At 37.2% G+C, this 26,240-nt stretch carries 38 protein-coding genes and 1 pseudogene; 32 read left to right on the top strand and 7 right to left on the bottom strand.

What is annotated here, in order from left to right; all coding sequences use genetic code 11:
* The first annotated feature begins 54 nt into the window (after window positions 1-54).
* The 4 genes from glyA (at window position 55) to upp (ending at window position 4,595) form a co-directional block, all read left to right on the top strand.
* Window positions 55-1,305: a serine hydroxymethyltransferase gene (glyA, locus tag P3T75_RS11085; protein WP_282461621.1), complete on the top strand. Its 1,251-nt coding sequence runs from the start codon at window positions 55-57 to the stop codon at window positions 1,303-1,305.
* 229 nt (window positions 1,306-1,534) lie between these two features.
* A complete protein-coding gene (locus tag P3T75_RS11080; RefSeq protein ID WP_230710190.1) occupies window positions 1,535-2,293 on the top strand; it encodes an ABC transporter ATP-binding protein in 759 nt (252 codons plus the stop codon).
* Window positions 2,280-3,905, top strand: coding sequence for an ABC transporter (locus tag P3T75_RS11075; RefSeq protein WP_282461620.1), 1,626 nt, complete (start codon window positions 2,280-2,282; stop codon window positions 3,903-3,905). The genes P3T75_RS11080 and P3T75_RS11075 overlap by 14 nt, the downstream gene beginning before the upstream one ends.
* Window positions 3,906-3,965: 60 nt before the next feature.
* Window positions 3,966-4,595 carry a uracil phosphoribosyltransferase gene (gene upp / locus P3T75_RS11070; protein ID WP_173102291.1) on the top strand — a complete coding sequence of 210 codons (630 nt, stop codon included), beginning with the start codon at window positions 3,966-3,968 and terminating at the stop codon, window positions 4,593-4,595.
* Between the two features lie 406 nt (window positions 4,596-5,001).
* Here upp and P3T75_RS11065 read toward each other — a convergent pair whose 3' ends face one another.
* From P3T75_RS11065 to P3T75_RS11045, 5 genes are all read right to left on the bottom strand, one after another.
* A complete protein-coding gene (locus P3T75_RS11065; protein WP_282461619.1) occupies window positions 5,002-5,247 on the bottom strand; it encodes a hypothetical protein in 246 nt (81 codons plus the stop codon).
* Between the two features lie 206 nt (window positions 5,248-5,453).
* Complete coding sequence (locus P3T75_RS11060) at window positions 5,454-6,734, bottom strand: tyrosine-type recombinase/integrase (protein ID WP_282461618.1); 1,281 nt, start codon at window positions 6,732-6,734, stop codon at window positions 5,454-5,456.
* A gap of 132 nt (window positions 6,735-6,866) precedes the next feature.
* Window positions 6,867-7,181 carry a hypothetical protein gene (locus P3T75_RS11055; RefSeq protein WP_282461617.1) on the bottom strand — a complete coding sequence of 105 codons (315 nt, stop codon included), beginning with the start codon at window positions 7,179-7,181 and terminating at the stop codon, window positions 6,867-6,869.
* Between the two features lie 40 nt (window positions 7,182-7,221).
* On the bottom strand, window positions 7,222-7,659 hold the full coding sequence (locus P3T75_RS11050) for an ImmA/IrrE family metallo-endopeptidase (RefSeq protein WP_282461616.1): 438 nt from the start codon (window positions 7,657-7,659) through the stop codon (window positions 7,222-7,224).
* A gap of 3 nt (window positions 7,660-7,662) precedes the next feature.
* Complete coding sequence (locus P3T75_RS11045) at window positions 7,663-8,001, bottom strand: helix-turn-helix domain-containing protein (RefSeq protein ID WP_230711353.1); 339 nt, start codon at window positions 7,999-8,001, stop codon at window positions 7,663-7,665.
* Window positions 8,002-8,276: 275 nt separating this feature from the next.
* Here P3T75_RS11045 and P3T75_RS11040 point away from each other — a divergent pair, with 275 nt between their 5' ends.
* The 3 genes from P3T75_RS11040 (at window position 8,277) to P3T75_RS11030 (ending at window position 9,214) form a co-directional block, all read left to right on the top strand.
* Window positions 8,277-8,465: a helix-turn-helix domain-containing protein gene (locus tag P3T75_RS11040; protein WP_230711352.1), complete on the top strand. Its 189-nt coding sequence runs from the start codon at window positions 8,277-8,279 to the stop codon at window positions 8,463-8,465.
* A 384-nt stretch (window positions 8,466-8,849) separates the two neighbouring features.
* On the top strand, window positions 8,850-9,047 hold the full coding sequence (locus tag P3T75_RS11035; protein ID WP_282461615.1) for a helix-turn-helix domain-containing protein: 198 nt from the start codon (window positions 8,850-8,852) through the stop codon (window positions 9,045-9,047).
* On the top strand, window positions 9,044-9,214 hold the full coding sequence (locus tag P3T75_RS11030; protein ID WP_282461614.1) for a hypothetical protein: 171 nt from the start codon (window positions 9,044-9,046) through the stop codon (window positions 9,212-9,214). The genes P3T75_RS11035 and P3T75_RS11030 overlap by 4 nt, the downstream gene beginning before the upstream one ends.
* On the opposite strand, the gene P3T75_RS11025 is transcribed toward P3T75_RS11030, so the two are convergent.
* A complete protein-coding gene (locus P3T75_RS11025) occupies window positions 9,168-9,353 on the bottom strand; it encodes a hypothetical protein (protein WP_282461613.1) in 186 nt (61 codons plus the stop codon). The genes P3T75_RS11030 and P3T75_RS11025 overlap by 47 nt on opposite strands.
* A 157-nt stretch (window positions 9,354-9,510) precedes the next feature.
* Between P3T75_RS11025 and P3T75_RS11020 the strand changes: the two genes are divergently transcribed.
* From P3T75_RS11020 to P3T75_RS11010, 3 genes are read left to right on the top strand one after another with little or no spacing between them, the layout of a single operon-like run.
* Complete coding sequence (locus tag P3T75_RS11020) at window positions 9,511-9,747, top strand: helix-turn-helix domain-containing protein (protein ID WP_282461612.1); 237 nt, start codon at window positions 9,511-9,513, stop codon at window positions 9,745-9,747.
* 30 nt (window positions 9,748-9,777) lie between these two features.
* The gene (locus P3T75_RS11015) at window positions 9,778-9,927 is read left to right on the top strand and encodes a hypothetical protein (RefSeq protein WP_282461611.1); all 150 of its coding nucleotides are present in this window, start codon (window positions 9,778-9,780) and stop codon (window positions 9,925-9,927) included.
* A gap of 28 nt (window positions 9,928-9,955) precedes the next feature.
* On the top strand, window positions 9,956-10,111 hold the full coding sequence (locus tag P3T75_RS11010) for a hypothetical protein (protein WP_282461610.1): 156 nt from the start codon (window positions 9,956-9,958) through the stop codon (window positions 10,109-10,111).
* On the opposite strand, the gene P3T75_RS11005 is transcribed toward P3T75_RS11010, so the two are convergent.
* Window positions 10,108-10,296, bottom strand: a complete 189-nt coding sequence (locus P3T75_RS11005) for a zinc ribbon domain-containing protein (RefSeq protein WP_282461609.1) — start codon at window positions 10,294-10,296, stop codon at window positions 10,108-10,110. The two genes, P3T75_RS11010 and P3T75_RS11005, sit on opposite strands and share 4 nt — an antisense overlap.
* A gap of 105 nt (window positions 10,297-10,401) precedes the next feature.
* On the opposite strand from P3T75_RS11005, the gene P3T75_RS11000 reads away from it, so the two are divergent.
* The 22 genes and pseudogenes from P3T75_RS11000 (at window position 10,402) to P3T75_RS10895 (ending at window position 26,240) form a co-directional block, all read left to right on the top strand.
* Window positions 10,402-11,109, top strand: coding sequence for a Rha family transcriptional regulator (locus P3T75_RS11000; RefSeq protein ID WP_282461608.1), 708 nt, complete (start codon window positions 10,402-10,404; stop codon window positions 11,107-11,109).
* A complete protein-coding gene (locus P3T75_RS10995; protein ID WP_282462619.1) occupies window positions 11,099-11,245 on the top strand; it encodes a hypothetical protein in 147 nt (48 codons plus the stop codon). The genes P3T75_RS11000 and P3T75_RS10995 overlap by 11 nt, the downstream gene beginning before the upstream one ends.
* Window positions 11,229-11,747 carry an NUMOD4 domain-containing protein gene (locus P3T75_RS10990; protein WP_282461607.1) on the top strand — a complete coding sequence of 173 codons (519 nt, stop codon included), beginning with the start codon at window positions 11,229-11,231 and terminating at the stop codon, window positions 11,745-11,747. The genes P3T75_RS10995 and P3T75_RS10990 overlap by 17 nt, the downstream gene beginning before the upstream one ends.
* Before the next feature lie 73 nt (window positions 11,748-11,820).
* Window positions 11,821-12,537, top strand: a complete 717-nt coding sequence (locus P3T75_RS10985) for an ERF family protein (protein ID WP_282461606.1) — start codon at window positions 11,821-11,823, stop codon at window positions 12,535-12,537.
* Window positions 12,534-13,517 carry a DUF1351 domain-containing protein gene (locus tag P3T75_RS10980; protein ID WP_282461605.1) on the top strand — a complete coding sequence of 328 codons (984 nt, stop codon included), beginning with the start codon at window positions 12,534-12,536 and terminating at the stop codon, window positions 13,515-13,517. Before P3T75_RS10985 ends, P3T75_RS10980 begins: the two co-directional genes overlap by 4 nt.
* Window positions 13,514-14,155: a putative HNHc nuclease gene (locus P3T75_RS10975; RefSeq protein WP_282461604.1), complete on the top strand. Its 642-nt coding sequence runs from the start codon at window positions 13,514-13,516 to the stop codon at window positions 14,153-14,155. Before P3T75_RS10980 ends, P3T75_RS10975 begins: the two co-directional genes overlap by 4 nt.
* 27 nt (window positions 14,156-14,182) lie before the next feature.
* Window positions 14,183-15,094 (top strand): conserved phage C-terminal domain-containing protein, encoded by a 912-nt coding sequence (locus tag P3T75_RS10970; RefSeq protein ID WP_282461603.1) that lies wholly within the window; start codon window positions 14,183-14,185, stop codon window positions 15,092-15,094.
* Window positions 15,091-15,576 (top strand): single-stranded DNA-binding protein, encoded by a 486-nt coding sequence (ssb, locus tag P3T75_RS10965; RefSeq protein ID WP_282461602.1) that lies wholly within the window; start codon window positions 15,091-15,093, stop codon window positions 15,574-15,576. Before P3T75_RS10970 ends, ssb begins: the two co-directional genes overlap by 4 nt.
* Window positions 15,577-15,587: 11 nt before the next feature.
* Window positions 15,588-15,935, top strand: coding sequence for an NUMOD4 domain-containing protein (locus P3T75_RS10960; protein ID WP_282461601.1), 348 nt, complete (start codon window positions 15,588-15,590; stop codon window positions 15,933-15,935).
* On the top strand, window positions 15,932-16,150 hold the full coding sequence (locus P3T75_RS10955) for a hypothetical protein (protein WP_282461600.1): 219 nt from the start codon (window positions 15,932-15,934) through the stop codon (window positions 16,148-16,150). The genes P3T75_RS10960 and P3T75_RS10955 overlap by 4 nt, the downstream gene beginning before the upstream one ends.
* Window positions 16,147-16,356, top strand: a complete 210-nt coding sequence (locus tag P3T75_RS10950; protein WP_282461599.1) for a hypothetical protein — start codon at window positions 16,147-16,149, stop codon at window positions 16,354-16,356. The genes P3T75_RS10955 and P3T75_RS10950 overlap by 4 nt, the downstream gene beginning before the upstream one ends.
* Window positions 16,357-16,555: 199 nt before the next feature.
* Window positions 16,556-16,738 carry a hypothetical protein gene (locus P3T75_RS10945; protein WP_282461598.1) on the top strand — a complete coding sequence of 61 codons (183 nt, stop codon included), beginning with the start codon at window positions 16,556-16,558 and terminating at the stop codon, window positions 16,736-16,738.
* Window positions 16,735-16,860, top strand: coding sequence for a hypothetical protein (locus P3T75_RS10940; protein WP_282461597.1), 126 nt, complete (start codon window positions 16,735-16,737; stop codon window positions 16,858-16,860). The genes P3T75_RS10945 and P3T75_RS10940 overlap by 4 nt, the downstream gene beginning before the upstream one ends.
* The gene (locus P3T75_RS10935) at window positions 16,857-17,024 is read left to right on the top strand and encodes a hypothetical protein (RefSeq protein ID WP_282461596.1); all 168 of its coding nucleotides are present in this window, start codon (window positions 16,857-16,859) and stop codon (window positions 17,022-17,024) included. The genes P3T75_RS10940 and P3T75_RS10935 overlap by 4 nt, the downstream gene beginning before the upstream one ends.
* Entirely contained in the window at window positions 17,025-17,432 is a 408-nt protein-coding gene (locus P3T75_RS10930) for a transcriptional regulator (RefSeq protein ID WP_282461595.1), read from the top strand.
* Window positions 17,433-17,837: 405 nt separating this feature from the next.
* On the top strand, window positions 17,838-20,405 hold the full coding sequence (locus P3T75_RS10925) for a tape measure protein (protein WP_282461594.1): 2,568 nt from the start codon (window positions 17,838-17,840) through the stop codon (window positions 20,403-20,405).
* Window positions 20,405-21,145 carry a phage tail protein gene (locus P3T75_RS10920; RefSeq protein WP_282461593.1) on the top strand — a complete coding sequence of 247 codons (741 nt, stop codon included), beginning with the start codon at window positions 20,405-20,407 and terminating at the stop codon, window positions 21,143-21,145. Before P3T75_RS10925 ends, P3T75_RS10920 begins: the two co-directional genes overlap by 1 nt.
* Window positions 21,142-23,922, top strand: a complete 2,781-nt coding sequence (locus P3T75_RS10915) for a phage tail spike protein (protein WP_282461592.1) — start codon at window positions 21,142-21,144, stop codon at window positions 23,920-23,922. Before P3T75_RS10920 ends, P3T75_RS10915 begins: the two co-directional genes overlap by 4 nt.
* A 12-nt stretch (window positions 23,923-23,934) precedes the next feature.
* Window positions 23,935-24,420, top strand: coding sequence for a CHAP domain-containing protein (locus tag P3T75_RS10910; protein WP_282461591.1), 486 nt, complete (start codon window positions 23,935-23,937; stop codon window positions 24,418-24,420).
* Complete coding sequence (locus tag P3T75_RS10905; RefSeq protein ID WP_282461590.1) at window positions 24,413-25,240, top strand: phage baseplate upper protein; 828 nt, start codon at window positions 24,413-24,415, stop codon at window positions 25,238-25,240. The genes P3T75_RS10910 and P3T75_RS10905 overlap by 8 nt, the downstream gene beginning before the upstream one ends.
* Entirely contained in the window at window positions 25,233-25,958 is a 726-nt protein-coding gene (locus P3T75_RS10900; protein ID WP_282461589.1) for a hypothetical protein, read from the top strand. Before P3T75_RS10905 ends, P3T75_RS10900 begins: the two co-directional genes overlap by 8 nt.
* Window positions 25,955-26,240 (top strand): annotated as a pseudogene (locus P3T75_RS10895) (hypothetical protein). The gene P3T75_RS10900 and the pseudogene P3T75_RS10895 overlap by 4 nt, the downstream one beginning before the upstream one ends.

Below are 26,240 nucleotides of genomic sequence, written 5' to 3'. Positions count from 1 at the left end.
CCTTAGTCTAAATGTTTGATAAAAAAGAGTGTTAATTTAAAAGGAGTGGCTAAAATGGATTATCGTGAATTTGACCCAGAATTATGGGAAGCTGTGGACAATGAGTTTAATCGTCAGCAAAACAACTTGGAGTTAATTGCTTCAGAAAATATCGTTTCACCTGGCGTTTTGGCAGCTCAAGGAAGTGTTTTGACCAATAAATACGCAGAAGGTTATCCTGGGCGACGTTATTACGGTGGGTGTGAATTTGTTGATATCACCGAAAATTTGGCAATTGATCGGGCCAAAGAACTATTTGGTGCTAAATTTGCGAACGTTCAACCTCATTCTGGTTCACAAGCCAACACTGCTGCTTATTTAGCCTTGGTTCAACCAGGAGATACAATTTTAGGCATGGATCTTTCTGCTGGTGGGCATTTAACCCACGGCTCAAAAGTTAACTTTAGCGGTAAAACCTATCACTTTGTCAGCTATGGTGTTGATCCTACAACCGAAGTGATTGATTATAATGTCGTGCGCATCTTGGCGCGTAAACATCAGCCAAAACTTATTGTGGCAGGCGCGAGTGCCTACTCACGGACAATTGATTTTGCGAAGTTTAAAGAAATCGCCGATGAAGTTGGCGCAAAATTAATGGTTGATATGGCACACATTGCCGGTCTTATTGCAGCGGGGTTACATCCATCGCCAATTCCTTACGCCGATATTACTACGACAACCACCCATAAAACTTTGCGGGGGCCTCGGGGTGGAATGATTTTAACCAACGATCCCGATTTAGCCAAAAAAATTAATAGTGCTGTTTTCCCTGGTATCCAAGGTGGACCATTGGAACATGTCATCGCAGCAAAAGCAGTCGCTTTTAAAGAAGCACTTGATCCAAGTTTTAAAGAGTACAGTCAACAAGTTATCAATAATGCACAAGCTATGGCAAAAGTCTTCAACCAAACACCAGAAACGCGGCTTGTTTCAGGGGCAACTGACAACCACTTGTTATTAGTAGACGTACGTGGTTTAGATATTACAGGTAAAATTGCCGAACATGTTTTAGATAAAGTGAATATTACGTTAAACAAAAATTCTATTCCTTTTGAATCGCTAAGCCCAATGGAAACTAGTGGCATTCGGATTGGAACACCGGCTTTGACTAGCCGTGGGTTTAAAGAAGAAGAATGTACCCAAGTAGCGCAATTAGTTGTGAATGCGTTGAAAAACCGCGAAGATGAAGCTGAGTTAGCAAAAATCAAAGCAAGCGTAAAGCGCCTAACAGATCGCTTTCATATTTACCAAGACTTAGAAAAATAAATCATTTCGTTAAAGTGGCAATCTTTTTGATTGCCGCTTTTTTTGTAAAAGTAAAGCTGATTTTTTAACTAGCTTTGCAAAGAAAAATTGCAAATGAAAGTTTATTAAAAAATGCAAGACTGCATTTTTATCCCAAGCAGGATTGTAGTATGATACTAGATAACAAGTTGTAAGGCGCCTATTTAGTTTAAAATAAGCAATCTTCATAGGTTTATAAGGAGTGAAAAATATGATTGAGTTACAGGATTTGGGAAAAGATTACGGTAAAAAGACAGCATTACAAAATTTGACGCTAACCATTAAAGAAGGGGAAATTTTTGGCTTTTTAGGTCATAACGGAGCCGGAAAGTCCACGACAATTAAAAGCTTAGTCAGTATTATTGAACCAACCAGAGGTCAAATTTTATTTGATGGCAAAGAACTTTCTGAAGATCGGCTGGCGATAAAAAAGAAAATTGGCTACGTACCAGATTCACCAGATATTTTCTTGCAATTATCAGCAGGAGAATACTGGGATTTGATTGCTGCGGCTTATGAATTAGAAAACAAAGAAACGCGCTTAAAAGAATTAGTTGAATTATTCAGTATGGAAAATCACATCGATGAAACATTGGCGAGTTTTTCTCATGGAATGCGGCAAAAAACAATTATTATTGGTGCTTTATTGCCAGATCCAGACATTTGGATTTTAGATGAACCAATGCAAGGGTTAGATCCGCAAGCTTCTTTTGATTTAAAAGAATTGATGAAAAAACATGCCGCCAAAGGAAAAACCGTCATTTTTTCAACCCATGTTTTAGATACAGCGCAACAGTTGTGTGATGAACTGGCCATCTTAAAGGAAGGAAAACTAATTTATAATGGTTCCGTGACGGACTTATTAGCTGAAAATCCACAGGAATCCTTAGAGGCGGTTTATTTGAAAATGGCAGGGCGTAAAAACAGTGAAGAGATTGTCAAGGAGTTGGCAGGTGATGGTGATGAGTAAGCAATTAAAGAGTTTAATTGCCACCAGCTTACGTTATGCGAATCCCCAAGCTACCGATCGGCTACGGAAAAAAGGACGTAAGAACTTATCCCAAGCGATTATTAACCAGTATCTGTTGTCTGGTTTGGTCTTTTTAGCAGTCTATGGCTCGATGCTTTTTATGACTGACTTTGCCAAAATGCCCGGAACATTTACGTATTTTGCGATGCTTTTTTTCTTATTAGGACTATCCCAAGGGGTAAGTATTATTTACAATATTTTCTTTGAGAGTAAAGATTTGGGCAGTTATCTACCGCTGCCATTTAAACAAAGTCAGATTTTTATTGCTAAAAATATCGTGGTGGCCTTATCAGTAGTTCCCTTTATCATTCCTTTACTTATCTTGTTTTTTCTAACGAGTTTAAAAAGTAAACTAAACATCGTCTTAGCTGGTGTGATTAGTAGCTTATTATTTATTGTTGTTTTGTTAATTTTATTTGCAATTTGTAGCTTGATTGTTTTTGGTATAACGAAGACCAAAGTTTTCCAAAAGCATAAGAAATTAATGACCACTCTTCTTTTATGGGTGACAATGGCGCTGGTTATTATTGGGATTATGTTGATGAATCAAGATACAGCTGACAGCTATGTAGCAGATCGTAATATCATATTGCCAATGCTGCCACTCTTTCATATTACCCATGCGCCTTTTTCTGGCGAGGGATTAATAAGTATAGTTGGTGTAGTAGGCTTTTTACTTATTTTAGCTTTCTTGGTGAAGTGGCAGATTTTACCACAGCTTTATGAACAAGTGACCAATATTTCCTCTACAGAACAAGTAGTGCGGCGAAAACATAAGAAAAATCAAAACTTGCAACAGATTTTACGTCGGTATAATTTCGAATTGGTAAAAAATCCCTCTTTGATTACCCAAGTACTGTCTTCCTCGTTGGTTTTTCCAGTGGTCTTTATAGCTACTTTTGCTTTGAATGGCAGCTTAAGTTTGCGTGATCTGCCTTTAAAATATGTCGGGGTAGCCTTTTTTGGTGGGATAGTTTTAGCTTTAATAACAATTAATCAAACTTCTTTTGTCGGCAATTTAATTTCTTTAGATGGAGAAAATTATACGTATATGCAGACATTGCCTGTGAGTCGCAAGGAATATTTGGTAGCTAAATTTAAAACAGGACTGCTTATTCAAGGTGGGATTACCTTAATTTTATCCTTAGCTACGGGTCTTGTTTTACAAGGCTCATTATTCTTTATTGTATCGTTTGTGCTTGGCAGCTTATTGGGTACGCTTTTGTTGTCACAATTTTATTTTGTGCGAGATTATCGACTGCTTTTAGTAGACTGGACGAATTTTACACAGCTTTTTTTACGAGGCAGTGGTCGCGTTGGGTTAATTTTTATGATGTGGGGCAGCATGATTTTAGGGGCAGTTTTAATTGGCGGTTATGTGGCCTTGTTAAACCTTATCGATGCAACTTTAGTCAATGCAGTCGTTGCTCTAGGTATCATAGCTGTTGGTTTGTGGCTCATGTATTATTATCGCCGTAATTTCTGGCAAAAAGTAGACCAGGTGTCTTGGCAGAGAAAAATTGATCTAGCAAGGCAGAAAAAAATAAAGTGATTAGTTGTTAAACCAGCGTATTTGCTTTAAAATAAAATAAAAACTAAAGGAGCTTTTACAATGGGCAAATTTCAAGTAATCGATCATCCATTGATCCAACACAAATTAACAATTATTCGTGATAAAAATACAGGTACAAAAGTATTTCGGGAAGTTGTAAACGAAATCGCGATGTTAATGGCGTATGAAGTATCACGGGATATGCCACTAGAAGATATTGAAATTGAAACACCAGTTGCACAATCTACGCAAAAAACATTAACTGGTAAAAAAGTTGCGATTGTGCCAATCTTACGGGCTGGCTTAGGCATGGTAGACGGTATCTTGGAATTAATTCCAGCTGCTAAAGTAGGTCATGTTGGATTATACCGCGATGAAGAAACATTACAAGCACATGAATACTTCTTCAAAATGCCAGAAGATATTGATAATCGTCAAATCTTTGTTGTAGATCCAATGTTAGCAACCGGTGGTTCTGCCATCATGGCAATTGATTCATTGAAAAAACGTGGGGCTTCAAATATTAAATTTGTTTGTCTCGTTGCGGCTCCAGAAGGCGTGCGAGCGTTACAAGAAGCCCATCCAGATATTGATATCTTTACTGCGGCTTTAGATGACCATTTAAACAAACACGGCTATATCGTTCCTGGCCTAGGGGATGCTGGTGACCGTTTGTTTGGTACAAAATAATAATTTACAAAAAAACGCTGACTTTAAAATCAGCGTTTTTTTTGTAAGAAAAAATAATAATAGGCACAAAATATAGAGTTGCGTAGATGAAACGGCACAATATATTGTGGATAAGTCTGTTAATATGTGCATAAGTTAGTTTTTATTATTTTTTATTTCGAAAGCCTTGAATTAAGAAAATGAAGATGAAGAAAAAGAGAGCCTCCCATAAAGTGGTTGTCCAACTAAAGCGCTCGCTGATTCCAAATACAAAGTTACCAATATTCGAAATAAAAAGATAAACTAAAGTACAGATAGCAGCATAAAAAAGTCTTTTCATCATAGTTATCACCTCGTATCTTCATTATAGAAGAAAGGATACAAAAGAGTAAACGTACAAAAATAAATAAAAGAGGTCATTTCGTTTTTATTTTAACGGTGTTCGTTTTTTATGGAGCTTTTGAGGAATAGTCTGTTCATCAATTCTATTTGGTCCTTTGCGTACTCTTTTTTTACTGATGGTTGCTTTAACGTAAGAGTTTGGAACTAATGGTTTGGGATTATCTTGAGAGGTTGATACATCGGTTGGGTGATAGTAGTCGTAAGCTTTGTAGCCCATAAAACCTAAAAGAACTAGAGTGATTAATCCTGTTATTTTTCTCGTTTTTATCAATCCTATCTACATAATATGAATAATATTATAGCTAATGCGTGCTGTTAATAATCTTTCATCCTACTAATAATTTAAAAAAGGAGATTATATAGCTAAACATAAAAAAAGCCTGTCTCAAATTTGAGACAGGCTTTTTTGTTTAGTTATGCCAGCTGCAGGGATCGAACCTGTGACCTACGCGTTACGAGTTGGGAAATTAATGTTATTTATGATAAAAATCGAGCAATATCAATAACTTTTTCATCTTTATTTTTCACTGCTAATTCATCTTTTTTATCTTTCTGCCCCAAATTCTGCCCCGCTTTGCTTGTTATTTTACTGAAAACATCTGCAGCTAATTTATCCGATTCTTCTAGGGCGGAAGCATACATATTAACCGTTGTTCGATAATCTTTGTGCCCTAATCGCTCTTGGATAACTTTTATAGGAATATCTGGATCAGCAATCAGAAACGATGCAGTTGTGTGTCGTAAGTCATGAAAACGTATAAATCGTATATCTTCATCTTTGCAAAATCTACGCCACTTTCGATAAAGAGACGTTGGTAAACTAAATGAACCATCGATGTGACCAAAAATGTAATTGTGCTCAGGCTTAATTTCTAGTTCCTTTTGTTTTGATTCTCTTTTTTGAATTAGGGACCACATGAGTTGTAAGTAGTCATCGGGAACACTCATTGATACGGAAGAACCAGTTTTTGTTCCGTCAGCTCTATAATACTCCCATTTGGAATTATCTTCTGAAAGGGCTCTAGTAATTCGCTGGTGGAAAGTTACTTTCTTGTTAAGGAAATCTATGTCCATATGTTCCAAGGCGGCTAATTCGCCTTCTCTAGCCCCTGTAATGAACGCTGTAAGGATTAATGCTTTGGTATCTAGTAGAACAGACTCTTGGTTTATTTTTTCTAACAGAACTTGAATCTCGCTTAGAGAATAAGGTTCTTGTATTTTCTTCTTTTCACTTTTATTTTTTTTAATGCGGACATCTTTAGCTGGGTTACTTTCAATCATACGATAACCAATCATAGCTAAGTTAAATACACTACTCGCAACATTCAATATCTTCTTTTTTGTGTAATATGAAAGTTCAGTGTCTTTTCCATCCAATCTTTTCGCATCATTTATTATTTCTTGAATCATGTGTGGTTTTATTTCGAGTAAACGTTTTTTACCAATTTGTGGTAAAAGTCTTTTTTCAATAGTTTCTCTGTAATCACCGTATGCTCTGGGTTCCAGTTGCTTAATCGCATCTTTTTTCCAATGATTCTCATAAAAATACTTAAAGGTAACAGTAGAGAAATCTTTGTATCCATTTCTTTCAAGTTCGGCAATCCATTTATCCAATTCATTGTAAGCTTTTCTATCATTCGCAGCGTCTATTAACTTAGATTTACGAATGGGATTTCTCGATTCGTTGTAACCAACAGTTACCCGTAGTCTATACTTATTACCACGTTTTTCAATGGATCCAACAAGTTCACTTGCCATTTGAACCATCCTTTCAGGTCTGATACAATAGGCAAATAAGCCTACGTATAGGTTTTTTGTGAAGCACATCCACTAGCTTGCCGGCGGAAGGATGTGTTTTTTCTTATATTGTTTAATCAAAAACTTGTCCTCTTATTCAAATTCTAGTTCTGCCATGCTATCATCGAAGTTTTCTAAAAATTGAATTTCATTTAAAAAGTCTAACCAAATTTTGTACCCATTATATTTCGGGACACCTTTTTCAGCTTTGATTTTTTCATAGGCATTTTTCGCAACGTCGCCCCACATATTTTCTACAACACGTTCCATTTTTAAATCAGTCCATTTTTTTGTTTTACCGGTACGCTTTTTGTTTCTGGCATGCTGCAATTCTAGGGCTTTGTCATAAAACAGCTCATATCCTCGTGCATTTTTTTCTAACCACTCTTTAAATTCTTGATAAATCATTGTTTTTCCTCCTTTTAACAAACGTATGTTCGTTTTTGTGTTAAAAAAATATATTGTCAGCTTTAAGGCCAACGAGATATTTCGTCATAAACTCTTTTACCACAGGCTCGTACCTTGTTTCAATTTCGTAACTCTCTAAAAAGTTTATGTAATTAAAAGAACTAGGTTCGAAGTCTGGATCATTTAGTTTTGCTTCTAGCATTTTTTCAATCATGAATTCTTCAGCTTCGTTTTCCATTTGAGAACGAAGAGAATAGGCAAGGTTGTATAATTTATAGTTATTACGTTGTTTGGCGAGATGCCCCAACTCATGCAGTAAATCTTTTTGTTGTTCCCATTCAGGATTGCATGAGTTGATTACTATTAAATTTAAATTTGGAAAACAATAAGCATTTTTTGTAAGTTCGTTATCATAAACTACTGTTACTTGTAATATCTCAATAATCTTTTTTATTAAATTGTCCAAATAAATCACCACCAACTATTTTCCGTCTAAAAACGCCTCGATAATTCTTTCGAGCACAGGAATATCTTCTTTAGCAATTTCTTTTCCATCTTTACCCATAGCGGATTTTAAAGCTTCTTCAATAGTCATTTTACGTTGTTCGTCTGAAAGACCAGCATATTTATTTTCGGTTCGTCCTAAAAGATAATCGGTAGAGACGTCGAAGTAGTCGGCGACTTTTTGTACTTTTTCAACCGAAGGAATAGTTTTATTCCATCTCGACATACTACCATTACTGAAATTCATTTTTCTTTCTAATTCAGCTAGAGTCATAGAGCGCTCATTCAGCAATATTTTTATACGATCTAATAGCATAAAGATAGCATCCTTTCTAAAGATGCATACAAAATAGAAAAAACTTCAATTAATCTATTTACAAATAGATTATATTCAGTTATACTCTTTTTGTAAGCAAGTTATTTACGGCATACAAAAAGCACAAGCATTAACTAAATAGTCCGCCAAGACACTCAGTAAGCTATGTTTATTGTGTGCTGTATTTCTTATGCTTACATAATAGCATATATACAGTAATAGTCAATGAAAAAATGTAAATAATATGCGTAAATAATCTATTGGAGGTGATGACAATGAACTCTGCACTGAAAGAGTTCAGAAAATCAAAAAAACTTAGACAGTCAGAAATGGCTGAGAAGCTTCAAGTCTCATATTCGCATTATGTGAAGCTTGAGAATGGTTTTGTTAAACCTAGTTTTGAACTGCTGAAACGGATTAAGGAAGAATTTAGCGAGTTGGATATGAACCAGTTATTCAAATAAAAAAACCTGCTACGTTCGACACCGTAACAGGTTGTGAAATTTTTAAAGTCTACAGACAGTTGTCGACCTGTCTTCAACACTTCACTGGTATCACGTCCAGCACTGCTGTTGAAATAATTTCCAATCTCTACAATCTAGTGATCTGACATTTTATCTGATATTTGCGAGAACACCCATCATTTAACCCATCAGTCACATAACTATTTTATAGATGCTAGACATCTGCGGGTCACGAAAGTAATGACCAATGGAGATAACCAAATTATCGAGACGCAGCTGAGTTCAAAAAGGCTTCCAAAAACATCAGCCCCTTTCAGTAGTTTGAACTACGGGTAGATTATACCAAAACATTCTCTATCAAGGAATAGAAAGTAGGTGAAAAATGTGTCTTTAAAAGACGAAGTGAAAATCGCCCTTATTAAAAAAGGCTGGAGTCAACGTGAACTGGCCCGTCAAATGAATATCACAATGAGTTATCTAGCTGATATTTTGAAGGAAAATAGAAAACCGAAAGAACGATTGAAGCAAATTGAAAAGCTTCTTGATATTAAGTTTGATGAAAAACAGGAGGTATCTAAATGAATGAAACGGAAAAACAGTTGATGGTGGTAACAACACAGGTTGACACTTTTGAAAAAGCAAAAGAACTCCTAGCTGATCTAGAAGTTCTAAATGAAAAATATGAAGTTAATGCGACTATTACTATTTGTCGTCAGGTAAAGCTTGAAGCGTTTTATGAACAGATTTAATAATCGCATTGATTGAATCTAGATTTACCGGATTCGTTTGATGTTTGACGTTGTTAGAAGCAATTGCTAATTTTACTGAGTTTGCTTCAATAACTGCTTTAGCAACATCAACCGCTAATTCTTTATCAGTTTTACTCATACGTTTCACCTCCTTATCAGTTATTTCAGCAGACCACTTGCTGATAAGAAAATTATACAACATCACGGAACAGTACCTTAGGAAAATTATGAATAATCATTGGAAACAAATAACAAATATCATAGAAAAATACAAAATTCGATAGGAGGTAATTTCTATGCAAACTTTAGCGCTGCTTGATTTAAATGATTTAAAGATATTAATGGCTGAGAATACGATTAAAAATGAAGTTTGGGACTCAGCAAAAGCGGCTGATTATTTAGACATTAGCAAGCCAACGTTGTTCGCACAAGCAAAAATAGGGAAAATACCTGGAATTCAAATTGGGAATGATTGGAAATTTTCTAGTATTGCTCTTTATGAATATGTTGCGAAAAAAACGAAAGGAGCTTAATCCATTTATGACATCAAAGGAGGACACAAAATGAAAACACAAAAATTTATCAACGACCTAGACACATTATTAGTTTTGGGAATGATTGCAGTTCTTGGGTATTACAACCTAAAAGTTGCGTTGCTGTTTATTGCAGGGACTGCGGCAGTGTATGCGATTGAAAGTTGGTTGAATAAATAATGGATTTATTAGTAGAGGAGGTTTCAGAATGAATGAAGAAAGACTAAAAGTGAAAGTTGATGTAATCGGCGTAGAAGAAGCAGTGTCAAAAGCAGAAAGATATGTCGAACTATTGAAAGAAGCCAAAACGTTGGCAGACGAATTGGCTTCAATGGAGTTTGAAATTGGAATTAAAGAGGACTAAACCCTACCTTTAAAATCAATTACAGTTCCACAATACTTACACTTGTTTTTCCCATCTGATATCTTGATTTTCTTTCCACAGGAAGGACAAGTATAATCGACGCCATTTTTCAAAATCTTGTTTGCTTTAGATTTTATGATTTTTTCAAGGTCGCCGCTGAAATTAATACTAGACTTTCTACTCATAGTATCACCTCGCTTTCATAAATGAAATTATACAACAAGTGTGACTTAACGAAAGCCAAGTAAGAAGCTAGTACAGATATTACATTTTTACGAAGGAGGATTTTTATGAATGTATTAGAAAAAACAATTACAAGTTTAGAAGTTGCTGAAATGGTCGGAAGACGGCACGACCAAGTTTTACGAGATATCACAAAAATTAAGAACCATCTTACTGACCACAAAAGTGTGGCGAGTGAATTATTTATAGAGTCAACATATGAAGATGCTTCTGGACGAGAATTGCTTTGTTATCTTTTAACAAAAAAAGGTTGCGAATTATACTCAACACGAATGACTGGCGCAAAGGGTACTCAATTCGCCTTGGCCTATATCGAACGATTTAACGAAATGGAGACAGTTATTAAAAAGCAATCGTTAAAAATTCCACAGTCACCCCAAGAAGCATTGCGATTAATGTTCCAATACCAAGAAAACACTAGTGAGAAAGTTGAAAAAGTCGAAGAACGAGTGACGGATCTTGAAGAAAATATTGTGTTGAGTGCAGGAGACTACGGATATGTTACCCGGCGAATTAATCAACGTGTCGCAGAAGTTGGACGTAGTTTTGGAAAATTAACTAACAAACAACGTGGGGAGCTTCACAGAGACATTAATAGTGGCGTCAAAAAGATTACTGGGGTTAGTACTCGAACACAACTAAGACAAAAACATTTTCAAACAGTATTAGACTATATCACCGACTGGGAACCATCAACAGCCACTAAAACCGTTGTACGTCAAATGAGTTTAGAACTAGGTGAAGATGATGAATAGAGCCGAAGCTTTAAAAATTGGCAAAATAATCGCTGATCGTTGGTGGCGAGCAAATTATTTAACTATCAAAACCCGCCAAAATATCGAACGCATGAAAAAAGCGAGGTGTCGAGAAATTTATGTGGAAACCGATTGAAGGATACGAAAGTTATCAAATTAGTAATAGCGGAAATGTGATAAACAAACACGGAAGGCAGCTTAAACCAATAATCAATAAAAACGGATACGCCTATGTGAATCTTTATAAAGAAGGATCAATGAAACATATCTTCATACATCGGTTAGTTGCGATTGCTTTTTTACCTAATGATTCAAAAAGACAATTTGTAAACCACATCGATGGAATTAAAACAAATAATACTGTAGGTAATTTGGAATGGTGCACAACGAGAGAAAATAATCTACATGCCATTAAAAATGGACTAATAAAAATAAATACTAGTGGATTGATAAAAAATGAGATACCAGTTTTATGCATTAATCAAGAAACCGGAGAAAAAAAGGAATTTATATCTTGTAGAGAATGTTCAAGATATTTTTATAAATCAGCAGATTGGGCATCCAAAAGAATTAATTCCTTTGGAGGTGTTTACAAACAATATTTGTTGAAACGAAAAAAGCTGCACAATGGCAGCTAATGGACTTCCACCGGCAAGTAGAAAGTCGCACAAGAAAAACTATTTACCTAATTATAGCATAGGAGGGTTAATTATGGCAGAAATAGCTCGGGAACAAAAAAGTCTTTTAACTAAATTAGTAGAAATTACCGCTGTAGTTGAGCGTATTCCGAAGAATGGACACAACGATAAGCAAAATTACGACTATGCTTTGGAAAGCGATATTAAAGACGTCGTTAGAAAAGAAATGTCAGATAGAGATTTAGTTTTAATTTCTAGCGAACTAAGTAGAAATAAATCCGAATTGCAGGGGAGAAATGGTGTTCAGCAATTAGTGACTTTAGAAGTACAATTTACTATTTTTGATGCTGAGTCTGGGGAGTCAATACAATTTACAGGATTTGGCGATGGTCAGGATTTCGGTGATAAAGCGGTTTATAAAGCTAAAACAGGAGCTCTTAAATATGCTTTGACCACACTTTTCTTAATTCCCACGGGGGATGACCCGGAAAGTGAAGGAAAAAAACCGTTACAACCGCCTAAAAATATTGATGAAGAACAAGTAAAAACAGTAGAGGATTTAATTCACACTGTAGCGTCAATGTCTAACTCTAATCCAGCACAAGTTTTAGGGCAATTGAAGGCTGAATCTGGATTTACTAAGGAAATTAATAAAATGACGGAAGTTGATTTTGGCAATGCCTTGCTGATCTTACAAAAATGGAAAAAAGCTTATGCTAAACGACTTCAAAATGAACAGCAGACAAACCAAAATCCTACAAATAATATTCAATGGGGGCAACGACAATGACAGAAAACGCACTAATTACCCAAGATATGCAATTTGAAGTTAATTACACACCATCTAAAATTACCATCCAAAATGAGGAAATGTTGGACGAATTAATTTCTAAAGTTACGGATCACTATGGGACCCAAGTGTTTACTGATGAAAATATTCCAGAGGCAAAAAAAGCGCGTGCTGATCTTAATAAGATGGCAAAAACACTAGAAGACCGCCGAAAGGTGATTAAAGCAGATTACACCCAACCATTGTTAGCGTTTGAAGAGAAGATGAAAGGCTACGTTGGACGAATCAAAGATGTATCTGACGAAATCGGCTCGGGAATTACTCAATTTGAAGAATCAGAAAAAGCAGTGCGCTTTGAAAAAATAAAAGAAGAGATGTTAAAAATTGCTGAACCGCTTAACGTCGAACCCGAATCTATTGAAATTAGTACGACTTGGTTAACTAAAGCAGCGTTCACATCAAAAGGCGAAGTGAAAGGTAAGATCCTTGATGAAATTCACGACAAGATGAAGATTGTAGCAATGCAAAGAAGTCAAATAGCCGCTGATAAGGCAACTATCACGGATTACGCTGAAATTGCTGGGCTAGATCCCTATGCATGGTCAGATTTAATTGACCAAGGCTGGTCAGTGGCCGATATCCGAGAAAAAATTAAACACGCAGTGGAAGATAAACGCCGTCGAGAACAAGAGGAAAAAGAAGCAGAGGCAGAACGCCAGCGGAAACAAGCTGAATATGGTGCGGCCATTGCCGAAATGGAACGAAAAAAAGCAGTTGAAACGGATCAAGGGTCCTTGGTTGATCCTGAAACCGGTGAATTAATCCAAACAGCAAACAATGAGCCGCTAGCGCCGGAGATAGAAACATATGACAATCAAACGATGACAGTAACCCTTCGATTAACCGCAAGTCGCCAAAAATTGGCAAACTTAAATGAGTACCTCGTAGAAAATGGTATTAGTGTGGTGCCGGTGCAATGATGGGGAAATTGCTATCCGCGGATGGCAGAAAAATAACAATTGAACTTGAAGAAGCATTCAATCAAGAATACTTACATCTACTAGCCAACGGAGAGGATAACTATTTGGAAGTAGCTGCATTAGATAATCGAGGAATCTCCGCTAAACAAAATGCGCTATCACACGCCTTAATCGCTGATGTGGCGCGTTGGCAAGGTGAGTATCCTTATTGGTCAAAGATAGATTTGAAATACTACTATGAGGCATTAAGCGGCGTCTGGTTTGAACATCATAAAGCGACTAAATCTGACGCAAAAAAATGGATTGATTTTTTAATAGAGTTTGTTATTTCAAATAACGTTCCACTTCCTAAAGTTTATAACTATTTGCTAGATGAAAATTCATGGTTTTATCAATGTTTAAAATATCGCCGTTGCTGCATTTGTATGGAGCAAGCAGATATAGCACATGTGGATGCTGTAGGTATGGGTAGAAACAGGAGAAAAATTAACCATTCTGATTTTAGATTTATGGCATTATGTCGGTGCCACCATACAGAGCAGCACACAATAGGATTAACTGACTTCTTTAAAAAGTATCGCATTATTCTCGTGAAATTGAATGATGAAGAAAGAAAAAAATTAAGAATAGGTGGATGAAATAGTCGAGAAAGGGTGGTCTCACATTTGTCAGATAAGCAAAAGAAACGATATTACTGGCTCAAGTTGAAAGAAGATTTTTTCGAAGAAGATACAATCGAGTGGCTTGAAGAGCAACCTAATGGCAAAGAATATTGCTTGTTCTATCTAAAACTTTGTCTTAAATCATTAAAAACAGAAGGCCTGCTCGTTCGTAATGTTGGGAATATGATGATTCCTTATGATCCTGAATCATTAGCTAAGTTAACAAATTCTAAAGCAGATACAGTTAAGGTAGCAATGGATTTATTTCAAAAAATCGGACTAATCCAAATGTTAGACAGTGGCGAAATATACATGAACCAACTAAATGAAATGGTTGGGACAGAGACAGAAGCAGCTCGGCAGAAAAGGCTTCAACGTTCGAAGGAGGACAATGTCCAGACATTGTCTGGAAAACGTCCACCAGAGTTAGAGTTAGAGATAGAGATAGAGAAAGAGATAAAGAATACTAAGTCGGATAAATCCGACAGTGCATCCATTTTTACAAAATTATGTAACGAAGTTGTTGACTACTTAAATCAAAAAGCTAAGTCAAATTTTAAAGCTACCACAAAAGCAACACAGACCAAGATTCGGGCTAGATTAGCCGAGGGGTTCAACGTAGATGATTTCAAAAAAGTTATTGACATCAAAACTGCTGAATGGCTCGACGACGCTAATATGTCACAGTATCTTCGGCCAGAGACGTTGTTTGGTACGAAATTTGAAAGTTATTTAAATCAAAAACAGGCTGTAAAAAGAGTTAACGCTCAAAACAATTGGGTTAAATCGCCAGTCAAGCATGAGGAAATGCCAAATTGGAATTTACGATCAACAGGAAGTGATCCATCAAGAAAAGCTGAAATAGAAAAAATGATGAATGAATTCTTCACAGATAACGAGGAGGAAGATAAATGATTAACAACGTAGTTCTAGTCGGGCGTCTAACTAAAGACCCTGACCTCAAATATACAGGAAACGGTCAAGCAGTCGCGACCTTTACTTTAGCAGTAAATCGTAATTTCACGAACCAAAGCGGTGAGCGTGAAGCAGATTTTATCAATTGCGTAATCTGGCGTAAACCAGCTGAAACTTTAGCAAATTATGCCCGCAAAGGAACGCTGCTAGGTGTTACCGGCCGTATTCAAACGCGGAATTATGAAAATCAGCAAGGTCAGCGCGTATACGTGACAGAAGTTGTTGCGGAGAATTTTCAGTTGCTAGAAAGCAAGAATAGTAATTCTAGCCAAAATACACGCGATACAGACGTTTCGAATAATCAAACGAATAATTACACTCGAAACAACCAAAACGCCTCCCAGATGAATTTAGGAGTAAATCCGATGAATGAATTTGGAGCTACGACAATCGACATCAATGATGATTCACTTCCGTTTTGAGGTGGTTAAGTATGAATGAAGTATGGAAAGAAATAACCGGATATGAAGGGTTATATGAAATCAGTAACTTAGGACGTGTGAGAACAGCAAAAGATAAAACAACTTATTCTGAAATGCATGGGAAAAGAACTTGGAAACAAAGAACGCTAATTTATGAACGAGCTTGGGCTAACGGCTACACCGTCAAGCCGAAGCGGTGGGTGGTTAAAAGCAAAGACCATATCGGCTTAGAATCGTTCGTTACCAATACGATCATCCCTGTTTGGACGACAGAAGAACCGCTATGGATGACGTTCACCGACAAATCCAAAGCCGAGGCAGTCGCTACGTTGGTTGAGGGGAGTGTGGAGGAAGTATGACAGACTTTAAAGTAGGTCAAACCGTGGAATTAGTAAGAAAGCTTGACGGAGGATTGAGCGCTGATATTGGTGATGTAGGGACTATCGAAGAGTTAACTAATGACCCAGATTTTCCAATTAATATAGCTTGGCTTAAAAATGGCGAAATTGAGGCTGTTAACCGTAGAGAAATTGTGATTATCAAAGATTACCCAGTCGAGGAGGAAGCAGAATGACTAAAGAAGGATGCGCAATGTGCAATTACCCACACGGATTTTACCGAACTGATGATTTGGGTGGACAGTGGAAGATTGGCAATAAATCAATAGAAATTACTCAACGCTATCAAGGATACGCCGGAGCGCCTGTTAGTGAGGATTTTAGAAAGCTAGAAGTTAACTATTGCCCTTGGTGTGGACGGAAATTGGAGGTAGCGGAATGAGGGAATCATCAAAATGCTTAAACATAATAAACAAACGAATAGCTGTACTTGAAAAAGACATAGCGTGGTATGAAAGTTTTGGACGTATCTCTGATCCGAACGTTTTGATAAAACAAAGCATTCGGATTGCATGTAAAGATGAATTGCTGAACTTAAAGAACGGACTGAGATGTGAGCTTGGCTGGGCGGAGGTAGCGGAATGAGAAAAAGTTATGAGGTTCGAGGTAGAAACCCTTTGGTTATAGATGATCGATTCCAAGGGGAAAGGTTCAAAACTATTACCTTTTCTGTCAGAGGAGAACTGCTAGCTGCACCACTTAGCAAACCAAAAGTAAAAGAACTCATAAAAGACTTAGAAAAATGGTTGGAGGCACAACAATGATCAACAACGACATAGCAATCGACCGCCTGAAAGATTTAATCCTCACGTCCGTTAATCTAACGGAATGGCAGAAAGAGCAGATTCGGGAAGTGATTAAGTTGCTGGGAGGAGATAAACCATGAATGATCGGCACAGACGAGTAGCACGGCTAAAAGCGCAATATATCCATCGAAAACGGCGGAAGTTAATTGTAGCCTATAAATCGATGTCCGAACCATTTGAGAAGGCTATGAAACAAATCAATGAATTAATGGGTCGTATTCGCAGGAAGTGGGAGGGCAAGTGATTGAGAGTATCAACATTTAATTATATCAAAGACATTTTAGCGGACTACTACCGCACAGACGAATACATCAAGCAACGAGAAGAAGAGCTGCGATATCCGTTTAAGGAGAAAGATCTTAACTCGGATATCAGAAGTGTGGGCGTGAATAGCGCAGTGACAGAGCGACTGGCAATCACCATTGCCACAGATTGTAGGCTTTGCAACTTAGAACGCAATCGAGATGTGATCCGTGCGTGTCTGGAACGGTCGGACGAACAGACGAAGACGATCATCGAAGAGCTGTATCTCAAACGCAGACCGACGTTGACGTTGCTAGGTGTGGCACAGCAGTTGTATATCAGCAAGAATACTGCATATCGTTTGAGAAATAGTTTCTTTCAGTTAGTTGCTGACGAACTAGGAATGTAGTGTGGGAATAAATTGGGAATTTTTCGGGTAGTCAATAGCCTAAAATAGTAGTATCAAGAAACCAGCAAGCAGACAACCAACCATGACATGACAGATTTCTCCTTCTGAAAATTAAACAAGCGTGTCTGGCTTGCTGGTTTGTCACTGTGGCGGAAGTAGAAGACGTGTTGCATGCGTGCTAGGTTAATGCTTAGGCAACCGTGAGTGGGGCAGTGCCACTCCAGTGACGTAACGCATTAGAAACGTTAGGCTGATTCCGCATACTAGTTAAGTCGGGCGTAATATGATCGGACTGATAGTCGTACCGGGGATAAAGGTAGCCGCTCTCTCGGAGGCATCTGGACATCTTTTGTTGGAAACTTCCTTGCAAGTGGTGCAACTAGAATTATTTCTAAGGGATTAGGAATGATTTCTAGTAGTGTTGATGGGGCTATTAATCGTGTTGATACATTAAATAATTCAAATCGTGTTTTCGAAAATATGGGTTTTAGAGCTGGGGAAACAAAGAAGGCTATGAAAAACCTTGAAAAATCAATTAGTGGATTACCGACGCCGCTGGACTCTGCTGTTCAGGGAATGACGGCACTAACCGCAACGTATGATGATATTGATTTAGGACAAAAAGTATTTTCTGGACTAAATAATGCCATTCTAGGTTTCGGAGGTTCAACTGATATGGTTAACAACGCTATCATGCAGTTATCGCAATTACCAATGGATGGACCGCTCGATGCACAGACTTGGAACTCATTACGTAATTCTGGTCTAACTCCTGTTTTAAATGCAATGGCTAAAGAATCGGGAATGAGCATGAGTGCCATGAAAGAAGCCTTTGGTAAGGGTGAATTAACAGTTGAAGATTTTACTAAAAAGTTGATAGATCTTAATAAAAATGGTGGTGGAGGTCTCAAGTCACTAGAAAAAATTGCTAAAGATTCAACTTCGGGTATAAAAACAGGTATCGCTAATATGAAAACTGCTATTACCCGTGGAGTTGCTGAATCTATCAATAAAATCAACGAAGGATTAGCAAAAAGTGGAACAAGTATTTCTGATATTTTGTCAAAAGTCGGGAGTGCTTTCGAAAATGGATTAAAAGTTGTCGCAAAAGAAATCCCACCAATTATCGAAGGGATTTCGAATGCGTTTAATTTTTTATCCGATAATGCGGAATGGTTAATTCCAATTATTTCCGGAGTCGTGGGCGCATTAACCGCAGTGGCTGCAATTAACTCAGCAACAAATACAATCACAAATATTACCAAAGCAGTGGGATCTTTATCTACTGCTTTTTCATTTTTAATGAGTCCGACAGGTCTGATTATCATCGGTATAGGAATGTTGGTTGCTGCAGGTGTGATGCTTTATAAAAATTGGGATACTATCAGCGCTGAGGCTAAGAAAATATGGGGTGGAATTGCAGACTTTTTTAAAGTCACTTTTAATAACATCAAAGGATGGTTTTCAGGTCTCTGGGAAGGCGCGAAGGAAAAAGCCTCTGCCGCAGTCGAAGGTGTTAAAAATGCTTGGTCTAATACAAAACAATGGTTTGGTGACTTATGGCAAGGGATTAAAGGTACCGCTAGTAATTTATGGCAAGGAACTATTGATTCTGCAAAATTAGCAGTTCAAGGAGTTAAGGATGCTTGGTCTGATACAAAGCAATGGTTCAGTGATTTGTGGGAAGGAATTAAAGAAACTGCAAGCAAATTGTGGTCTTCTTTTTCTGAGACGATTATGCCATATATTAGACCACTTGTTGACGGTATAGCCAATGCTTTTTCAAACGTTAAAGAAAGTTTAACTACAATATTTTCAGAAATTAGTGAAATTGCTGGAAATGCCTTTGAAATTCTTAAAAATATTATTCTCGCTCCAGTTCTTTTCATTACTTCTATGATTTCGGGGGGCTGGGAAGAGACCAAAAACAATATGGTTGGTATTTGGAATAATATAGTAGAAGCAGCAGGAAGTATCTGGCTTTCTATCAAGACAATTATTACAACATATACAACAATGTTGGTCGATTCTGTAGTTGGAATAGCTACAGGATGGTATCAAACTTTGGTTAATATTTTCAATGGTATTAAGGATTGGGGAATCTTAAAAATCTCCGAAATGGTTATAGGTGTTAAAAGTTGGTGGACTAATTTAGTAACAAGCGTTAAAACGTTTGCTACAGATTTAAAGAATTTCGCTATTCAGGCTTTTCAAAATATGAAAGTTGGTGCTATTCAACGAGCTACGGATTTAAAAAACGGTGCGGTGAATGCGTGGGAGAACTTAAAGAATAGCATTAAGCAAAAAGCTACTGATTTAAAAAATGGCGCAATTAATACCTGGCAAACATTAAAAACTAATGTAATTAATACCGCAAATAACCTCGTTTTAGGTGCTGAAAACGCATGGGAGAAATTAAAAAGAGGGGTATCAAATACTGTTAATCGTGTCAAAAATATTTTTGATGATTTGAAAAAAATCAATTTATTTGAAACTGGAAAAAATATTATTGACGGATTGATTAACGGAATCCAAGAAAAGTTTGGAGATTTAAAGAAAAAAGTCAGTGATATAGCCGGAACAATCACTAGTGGACTTAAAAATTTACTTAATATCCATTCACCTTCTAGATTGATGCGGGATTTAATTGGTAAAAATGTCGTCTTAGGTATTATTGAAGGGATTGACCAAACTAGTCCCAGGTTAAAAAATTCTTTAGATAACTTACCATTTGAAAATACTGAGTTGCCAACGGTTAACTTAAAATCAAAAGTGGAAAACAACAATTTAGCCAATGAAACGAAAGCTAGTGGTTCTAATGTGGGAACTAATGAAAATCAAGAAATCCATTTACATTTAACAGTTTATGGAGATATGCCTGATTCGGTTATTCGTCAAATGGCGAAGAAAATGAAAATAGAATTAGCTCGTTTAATGCAGAATGATGCTGATGCAGTGGGAGGGGTGATTTAATGCAATTTAAGAGAGGTCAGTTTGTACTTAACGGGAAACATTCTGAAGAATTCAATGTCTTTATGCGAAATCGTCCCATCTCCACTTCTTCAGGACGTGTAATTGAGCTTAGGGAACGCGAAGGAAACGACTCTATTGTTATTGATAAAGCTTATTACAAAAATACCAATAAAAAAATTGAGTGTTATTACAAAGCACCTACTTTAGAAGATGTGCAAGAATATGAAGATAGAATCACAGCTTGGCTTGATATGGGAAGTTATAGTGACTTCATTGCCTATTTTGATCTACAGTACATTTATCAAGCAATCGTGATTGATGCACCGACATTCAAAGGAACACGTAAAACAGGAAATATTGTTCCTTTTGAGTTTACTGTCAGTGTACGACCCTTTAAAGAAAATCGGTCAGGTAGAAAATCACTTTTTCGAACTTCAAACTTTTCATTATTTAATACAGAGAAGTATCCCTCTAAACCACTTATTAAATTGACTGGTTCGGGCGATGCTTCTTTTTTTATTAACGATAAAGAATTCAAACTTAAACAACTTGATCGTGAATTAATTATTGATTCAAAAATTGAAGAATCTTATCGAGGTTTAGATGGAGCATTGGAACATCAAGATCTTGTTACAGCATTTTTAGATTTTCCTGAATTAGTGTCTGGCAGAAATGATTTCCGCTGGACTAGTAATATTAAAACTTTTGAAATTACTCCAAGGTGGTGTAGAAAAGTATGAAACCAAGAATTTATGAGCCAAGTGAAACAGATTTTTCTACCAACGGACTTGGAATTTTAAGAGATTGCTCTTACGTTGAAATCATAGAAGAGGCAAACGGGAAATATGAATTAGAGTTAGAATATCCGCTTGGAACACGATTTGATGAATATTTTGAAGATGATTATCAAATCAAAGCAAAACCAAATGACCAAGAAGAATATCACATTTTTTATATAGATGATAAAGATGTCGATACATTTATGGATACTGTCACAGTCTATGCCAAGTCACGCACATATCGTCTTGGTAGACGTGCTGTAACAAAAGTGGAAGTTGATTCACAAACAGCTCAAAACGCTATGAAACTCATTGAGAACGGCATGGATAAGGCATCAGATATTCGGTTGTATTCGGATATTTCAACGACTTCTAGCACTACATTTGAGGCGCGAAATGTTTTAAATTGTATAGCCGGTGAACAAGGTTCTTTGCTGCAGTATTGGGGTGGGGAGATGAAAAGGGAGCCATTTAAATTATCACTCCTGAAACGGCGTGGACGTGATAACGTTGGTACAATTCGCTATGGCAAAGATTTAATGGGATTAAAAATAAAACTTGATTGGTCAGGGATGAAAACTCGTATTATCCCCTATGTTGATGCACAAGGAGCAGAAGGAACGGCAAATCGTATTTATGGGAACGTTGTAGATAGTCCATTAGTTGAAAATTATTCGGATGTACGCACGGAACATATTCAATTCACAGAAGAGCAAGGAGCAAAAGACTTAAATTCATTGAATAAAGTAGCTGCAAATTATTTTAAATCTATTAACCCTGGTTGTGATAAGCCAAAGATTTCAATCACAATTGAATTTGATAAGTTGATAGATAGTGAAGAAGCAAAGGAATTTGCACGAATCAGAAACTATGGACTTTTTGATACTTTCCACGTTTATCACAAAAAATATGATATCTATTTAGAATCAAAAGTTACAGGTATTGTTTATGATACATTAAATGAAAAGACCAAAACGTTAGTAGCTGGCGATACGCAAGTTGCGTTTTATCAACAACAAACGAATCAATTTCAAGAGAAATTAAAAGAGTATGCTACTAACAGTTATATGAGTGGTTTTACAGACTATGTATCGTCCATGATTACTGGTGGAGGGCAAGCAGGAGGACATGTTGTGTTGTGGCCAAAAACACAACCTTCTAATATTTTGATTATGGATACCGCTGATATCAATACAGCAAAACATGTGATCCGTTTAAACAAGAATGGCATTGCATTTTCCAAAAATGGTTGGAATGGCCCCTTTAATTCAGCATGGACGATTGATAGCATCTTTAATGCGGACTTTATTAGAACTGGGACGATAATAGCGGATGTTTTGGAAACATCATTTAACAAATTAGGCGACCAGCTTAGAATCGTTTCGGGTGCTTTACAAATTATAAATAATAAGAAAAAAGTAATGGAGTTAACCAAAAAAGGCATGCAATTTTTGAGTAAATCTGGTGAGATTGGTACGATCGGTACAACAGACTCAGCAGGTAATCCATTTCCAAAAGCTGTAACTCCAACACCTATAGAAGAAAATGCTCTGGTTATTCGCGCTAACGGTTCTGGTAAGTATATTTTGATTTCAGCCGTGCAAGAAAAAGGCTTTATAATGCTTGGAAATGGCAAAACATACCATTTTGGCGATTTAGATATCCAAGGTAAGTTGACTATTAATGGTCGAGAGGTCTTTCCTGGTCAAGGTGGGGGCGGCGGAGAAGGTGGCTCTGGAGAATGGGATGGAACGTATCCGGCTGGTATCACGAGTTCTGCTGATAAATTTGCATGGCAATGGTGGGTATATTTAATTGCCCGTGGTTTCAGTAAAGCAGCCACTGCAGGAATCCTTGGTAATATTCGAGGTGAAGTTGGTCCCGGAATGAATCCAAATACATCGCAAGTAGGTGGCCCTGGTTTCGGTGGTGTTCAGTGGGATGGATCATCTTATCCGTTAGTCGGTGCGCCTACGTGGGATGGACGCGAATATGTTCAACGCTTAATGGCCAAAGCAGGGATAACAGATGATTATACGGGAACTAAAGCACAATCAGCTCTAATTGATTGGTGTTGCTATAACGGACAATGGCTTGGCCGCGTTCAACCTACTTCTGTAGCTGAGTTTAAAAAAATTACAGATCCAGCACAAGCTGCTTATGTGTTCGAAGAAAACTTTGAACGACCAGCGGTAGCACATCCAGAACGTCAAGGCTGGGCAACGGAATGGTTTAATCGTTTTAAAGATTTGACGATTAGTAAAGGCGGTGGAGCCATATTAGATGTTGCTAAAAGCTGGCTTGGTTATTTCTACTATATTCAACTTCACCCATCTTCTGATTTGGGTGATTTTTTGAATCCCAACAAGTCAGGTGGTACAGATTGTTCAGGTTTTGTCTGGTTAGTTTTAAACAAAGCGGGTTATGCTGTACCGTCGAATATGCAATGGTATACCGGGTCAATGACAGCAGACGCTAGAGGTTCGAAACGTTGGTTGCGTGAGATTTCGTCAAGTGAAGCAAAAGCAGGTGATATTGTTATTGTCAATCAAGGCAGCGGGGCAGGAAATAACGGACATACTGCAATTCTTACAGAAGACTATCATGGCCATCAAACTAAAATTATCGAAATGGGCGGCATGAATAGTAATGGTGTTGGCTACGGGAGAATCGATTTGTCATTTGGTTATCTCCTGAATGGCGGTGACTTTTGTCTTGCACGACCAATTAAGAAATAAAGGAGACTCAAGATGAATAAAGGCTTAAATCATTTACAAAGTTTGATCGGTCAGCCTATTGGTAATCACCAATGTTATGCATTGTCTGCAGAGTACGCTGGTATTATGGACGGTCCAGGCATGGGTGCAATGACCAAATACGATATTAACCATCAAATCGGCAATGTTTGGTCAGCGGCTGAAATTGGTTCAGCTTACGATTGGACACTGTATGGTTGGCATGTAATCGTTGAACCGACGTATGAGCAACTTGTTACAGGTGCAATCATTAATTGGAAACTTGGGGCACGAGTTAGTGAAGACATGTTAGCACCTCGAACATTTGGGCATACAGGAGTCATAAAAAGTTTGCTGAATCATCAATTTCAAACTTATGAACAAAATGCAGAACTTGGTGAAATTGTTGTGGAATACAATCGGAATTTCTTTGATTCTAGTCAAATTTCTTCAATCTGTATCCCACCAGATTTTGAGAAAGGGGTGATTAATATTGAGTAAATGGAACGTCGTTCTTAGCACGACAGAACCACACAATTACATCGGAATTGTGAAAGTACGTCAAGGAAATAAGAATAGTGAAATTTTGGAAGCTCAAATTGTAGAAAATGGGCTTCCTTTTGATTTGTCTGGTTGTAAAGTCTACTTTGAGTCAATTGTAGGTGGGAAATATCCAGTACAGTTAGCATCTAAAACCATAGACGCGAAGCAAGGAAAAATTCAGTACACCTTTGATGAATACTCTATGCAGTGTCTGCACCGCCAAACTGCAGATTTTATTATCTACAAAGGTGAAGATATTGTTGCGACGACACAAGATTTTACCTATTTTGTCATTAATGCTGTCTCTAAAACTGAGGGTGAAATGGGATCTTACTGGCAATCTGTTGAGGATTTAATCGAGGATATGCGTGATTACATTAATTCCGGACAAGATGATTTTGATGCATGGTTTGAATCCATTAAAGAAATTCTAGCTGGTATTGATCCTGGCGGAAAATTGCTTTTGGAACTGATGGAAGCCCGGGTTGATTTACAGGGAGTCAAACACAACTCGATTTCAGAAAGATTAAAAGCCGATTTTCTATATTTACAAGAACAACTTACTGATCAAATCGAAAATATGAAACAAGCGCATTACACATTACATGCCTTTGATGTTTCGACTTTGACCATTTTACAAGATGACAATTTTTCAAAAAATCATGAAACTGAAATAGTCAACACCATTGAAGAAGAAATTGCTCGTGGTGCATTGGTGATTGCCAATATTGATAACTCAATTTTCGAGTTAGAAAAGGTAGGTGAGCTGAATGCCTGAAGTTAAAAAAGTCATGGAAAAAGATGCCAATGGTATTGATCGTCAAATCTTTCCAGAAACAGTTCCCGAAGCGATTATTGGTTTGAATGACTTAATGGCTGGAGAAAGCAATGTTTTATCTGTAAACGGTAAAATAGGGGTCGTTGTGATTACAAAAGAAGATTTTGGTTTGGAAAATGCAATCACTGAACTTCCTTTTGCCAGTGAAGAAAGCGACGGTATTATCACCGCTGAAATGTACTTGAAAATTTTAAACAGTGGCGGTGGTGACTATATATTACCAATTGCCACTGATTCTAAATTGGGTGGTATTAAGATAGGTGAACTATTATCTGTTGATGCAACTGGAAAACTTTCAGCGACTAAGCAAACTGATTTTAATTTTACAGAATCGCTAAAAACTAAGTTGGAAGGTTTAAAAAATTATGAACTACCTACTGCATCCAATGATTTAAAGGGCGGCGTAAAAATTGGCCGTGGATTAACCATGGAAGCAGATGTTCTAACCGCCGATATCCAAATGAACTATTCCGCTGGTGCTAATATTTCAATTTCTAATACTGGGGTAATTAGTGCGACAGGCAGCGGAACTGGTGGAGGTGTTAGCCAAGAGTATGTTGACCAAAAAGCAACTGACACATATCAGGCAGCACAAGCTTATACAGATTCGAAAATACCAAGTTTCAGTTTTGAAAAAGTAGGGGAGGTTTTAGAATGACGGATATTGTAAAAGTAAAACAAGATGGTGTGCAAGTGTATGTTCAAACACATTGGACGGCCATTTTAGATAAACCTGACAGTTACAACTGCTGTAGCAACTACCAGTGCTAATGGTTTGATGGCATCAACCGATAAATCGAAATTAGATGGTATTGCAGCAGGGGCTCAAAAAAATCCGGGTAACGCTACAGCAAGCACCGCAGGATTAATGTCCGCAGCGGATAAAACAAAATTAGATGGATTGAGCGCTATTACATTTGAGAAAGTGGGGACAGTTTAA

This window comes from Enterococcus montenegrensis, from assembly GCF_029983095.1.
Lineage (GTDB): Bacteria > Bacillota > Bacilli > Lactobacillales > Enterococcaceae > Enterococcus_C > Enterococcus_C montenegrensis.
The sequence above is the reverse complement of the archived record's forward strand: the minus strand, read 5'-3'. Positions and strand labels throughout refer to the sequence as shown.

Bases quoted from the DNA above. Each gene is read 5' to 3' on its own strand.
- glyA (WP_282461621.1), top strand. From the start codon at position 55: ATGGATTATCGTGAATTTGACCCAGAATTATGGGAAGCTGTGGACAAT.
- P3T75_RS11080 (WP_230710190.1), top strand. From the start codon at position 1,535: ATGATTGAGTTACAGGATTTGGGAAAAGATTACGGTAAAAAGACAGCA.
- P3T75_RS11075 (WP_282461620.1), top strand. From the start codon at position 2,280: ATGGTGATGAGTAAGCAATTAAAGAGTTTAATTGCCACCAGCTTACGT.
- upp (WP_173102291.1), top strand. From the start codon at position 3,966: ATGGGCAAATTTCAAGTAATCGATCATCCATTGATCCAACACAAATTA.
- P3T75_RS11060 (WP_282461618.1), bottom strand. From the start codon at position 6,734: ATGGCAAGTGAACTTGTTGGATCCATTGAAAAACGTGGTAATAAGTAT.
- P3T75_RS11055 (WP_282461617.1), bottom strand. From the start codon at position 7,181: ATGATTTATCAAGAATTTAAAGAGTGGTTAGAAAAAAATGCACGAGGA.
- P3T75_RS11045 (WP_230711353.1), bottom strand. From the start codon at position 8,001: ATGCTATTAGATCGTATAAAAATATTGCTGAATGAGCGCTCTATGACT.
- P3T75_RS11040 (WP_230711352.1), top strand. From the start codon at position 8,277: ATGAACTCTGCACTGAAAGAGTTCAGAAAATCAAAAAAACTTAGACAG.
- P3T75_RS11030 (WP_282461614.1), top strand. From the start codon at position 9,044: ATGAATGAAACGGAAAAACAGTTGATGGTGGTAACAACACAGGTTGAC.
- P3T75_RS11025 (WP_282461613.1), bottom strand. From the start codon at position 9,353: ATGAGTAAAACTGATAAAGAATTAGCGGTTGATGTTGCTAAAGCAGTT.
- P3T75_RS11020 (WP_282461612.1), top strand. From the start codon at position 9,511: ATGCAAACTTTAGCGCTGCTTGATTTAAATGATTTAAAGATATTAATG.
- P3T75_RS11015 (WP_282461611.1), top strand. From the start codon at position 9,778: ATGAAAACACAAAAATTTATCAACGACCTAGACACATTATTAGTTTTG.
- P3T75_RS11010 (WP_282461610.1), top strand. From the start codon at position 9,956: ATGAATGAAGAAAGACTAAAAGTGAAAGTTGATGTAATCGGCGTAGAA.
- P3T75_RS11005 (WP_282461609.1), bottom strand. From the start codon at position 10,296: ATGAGTAGAAAGTCTAGTATTAATTTCAGCGGCGACCTTGAAAAAATC.
- P3T75_RS11000 (WP_282461608.1), top strand. From the start codon at position 10,402: ATGAATGTATTAGAAAAAACAATTACAAGTTTAGAAGTTGCTGAAATG.
- P3T75_RS10995 (WP_282462619.1), top strand. From the start codon at position 11,099: ATGATGAATAGAGCCGAAGCTTTAAAAATTGGCAAAATAATCGCTGAT.
- P3T75_RS10990 (WP_282461607.1), top strand. From the start codon at position 11,229: ATGTGGAAACCGATTGAAGGATACGAAAGTTATCAAATTAGTAATAGC.
- P3T75_RS10985 (WP_282461606.1), top strand. From the start codon at position 11,821: ATGGCAGAAATAGCTCGGGAACAAAAAAGTCTTTTAACTAAATTAGTA.
- P3T75_RS10980 (WP_282461605.1), top strand. From the start codon at position 12,534: ATGACAGAAAACGCACTAATTACCCAAGATATGCAATTTGAAGTTAAT.
- P3T75_RS10975 (WP_282461604.1), top strand. From the start codon at position 13,514: ATGATGGGGAAATTGCTATCCGCGGATGGCAGAAAAATAACAATTGAA.
- ssb (WP_282461602.1), top strand. From the start codon at position 15,091: ATGATTAACAACGTAGTTCTAGTCGGGCGTCTAACTAAAGACCCTGAC.
- P3T75_RS10960 (WP_282461601.1), top strand. From the start codon at position 15,588: ATGAATGAAGTATGGAAAGAAATAACCGGATATGAAGGGTTATATGAA.
- P3T75_RS10955 (WP_282461600.1), top strand. From the start codon at position 15,932: ATGACAGACTTTAAAGTAGGTCAAACCGTGGAATTAGTAAGAAAGCTT.
- P3T75_RS10950 (WP_282461599.1), top strand. From the start codon at position 16,147: ATGACTAAAGAAGGATGCGCAATGTGCAATTACCCACACGGATTTTAC.
- P3T75_RS10945 (WP_282461598.1), top strand. From the start codon at position 16,556: ATGAGAAAAAGTTATGAGGTTCGAGGTAGAAACCCTTTGGTTATAGAT.
- P3T75_RS10940 (WP_282461597.1), top strand. From the start codon at position 16,735: ATGATCAACAACGACATAGCAATCGACCGCCTGAAAGATTTAATCCTC.
- P3T75_RS10935 (WP_282461596.1), top strand. From the start codon at position 16,857: ATGAATGATCGGCACAGACGAGTAGCACGGCTAAAAGCGCAATATATC.
- P3T75_RS10925 (WP_282461594.1), top strand. From the start codon at position 17,838: ATGATTTCTAGTAGTGTTGATGGGGCTATTAATCGTGTTGATACATTA.
- P3T75_RS10920 (WP_282461593.1), top strand. From the start codon at position 20,405: ATGCAATTTAAGAGAGGTCAGTTTGTACTTAACGGGAAACATTCTGAA.
- P3T75_RS10915 (WP_282461592.1), top strand. From the start codon at position 21,142: ATGAAACCAAGAATTTATGAGCCAAGTGAAACAGATTTTTCTACCAAC.
- P3T75_RS10910 (WP_282461591.1), top strand. From the start codon at position 23,935: ATGAATAAAGGCTTAAATCATTTACAAAGTTTGATCGGTCAGCCTATT.
- P3T75_RS10900 (WP_282461589.1), top strand. From the start codon at position 25,233: ATGCCTGAAGTTAAAAAAGTCATGGAAAAAGATGCCAATGGTATTGAT.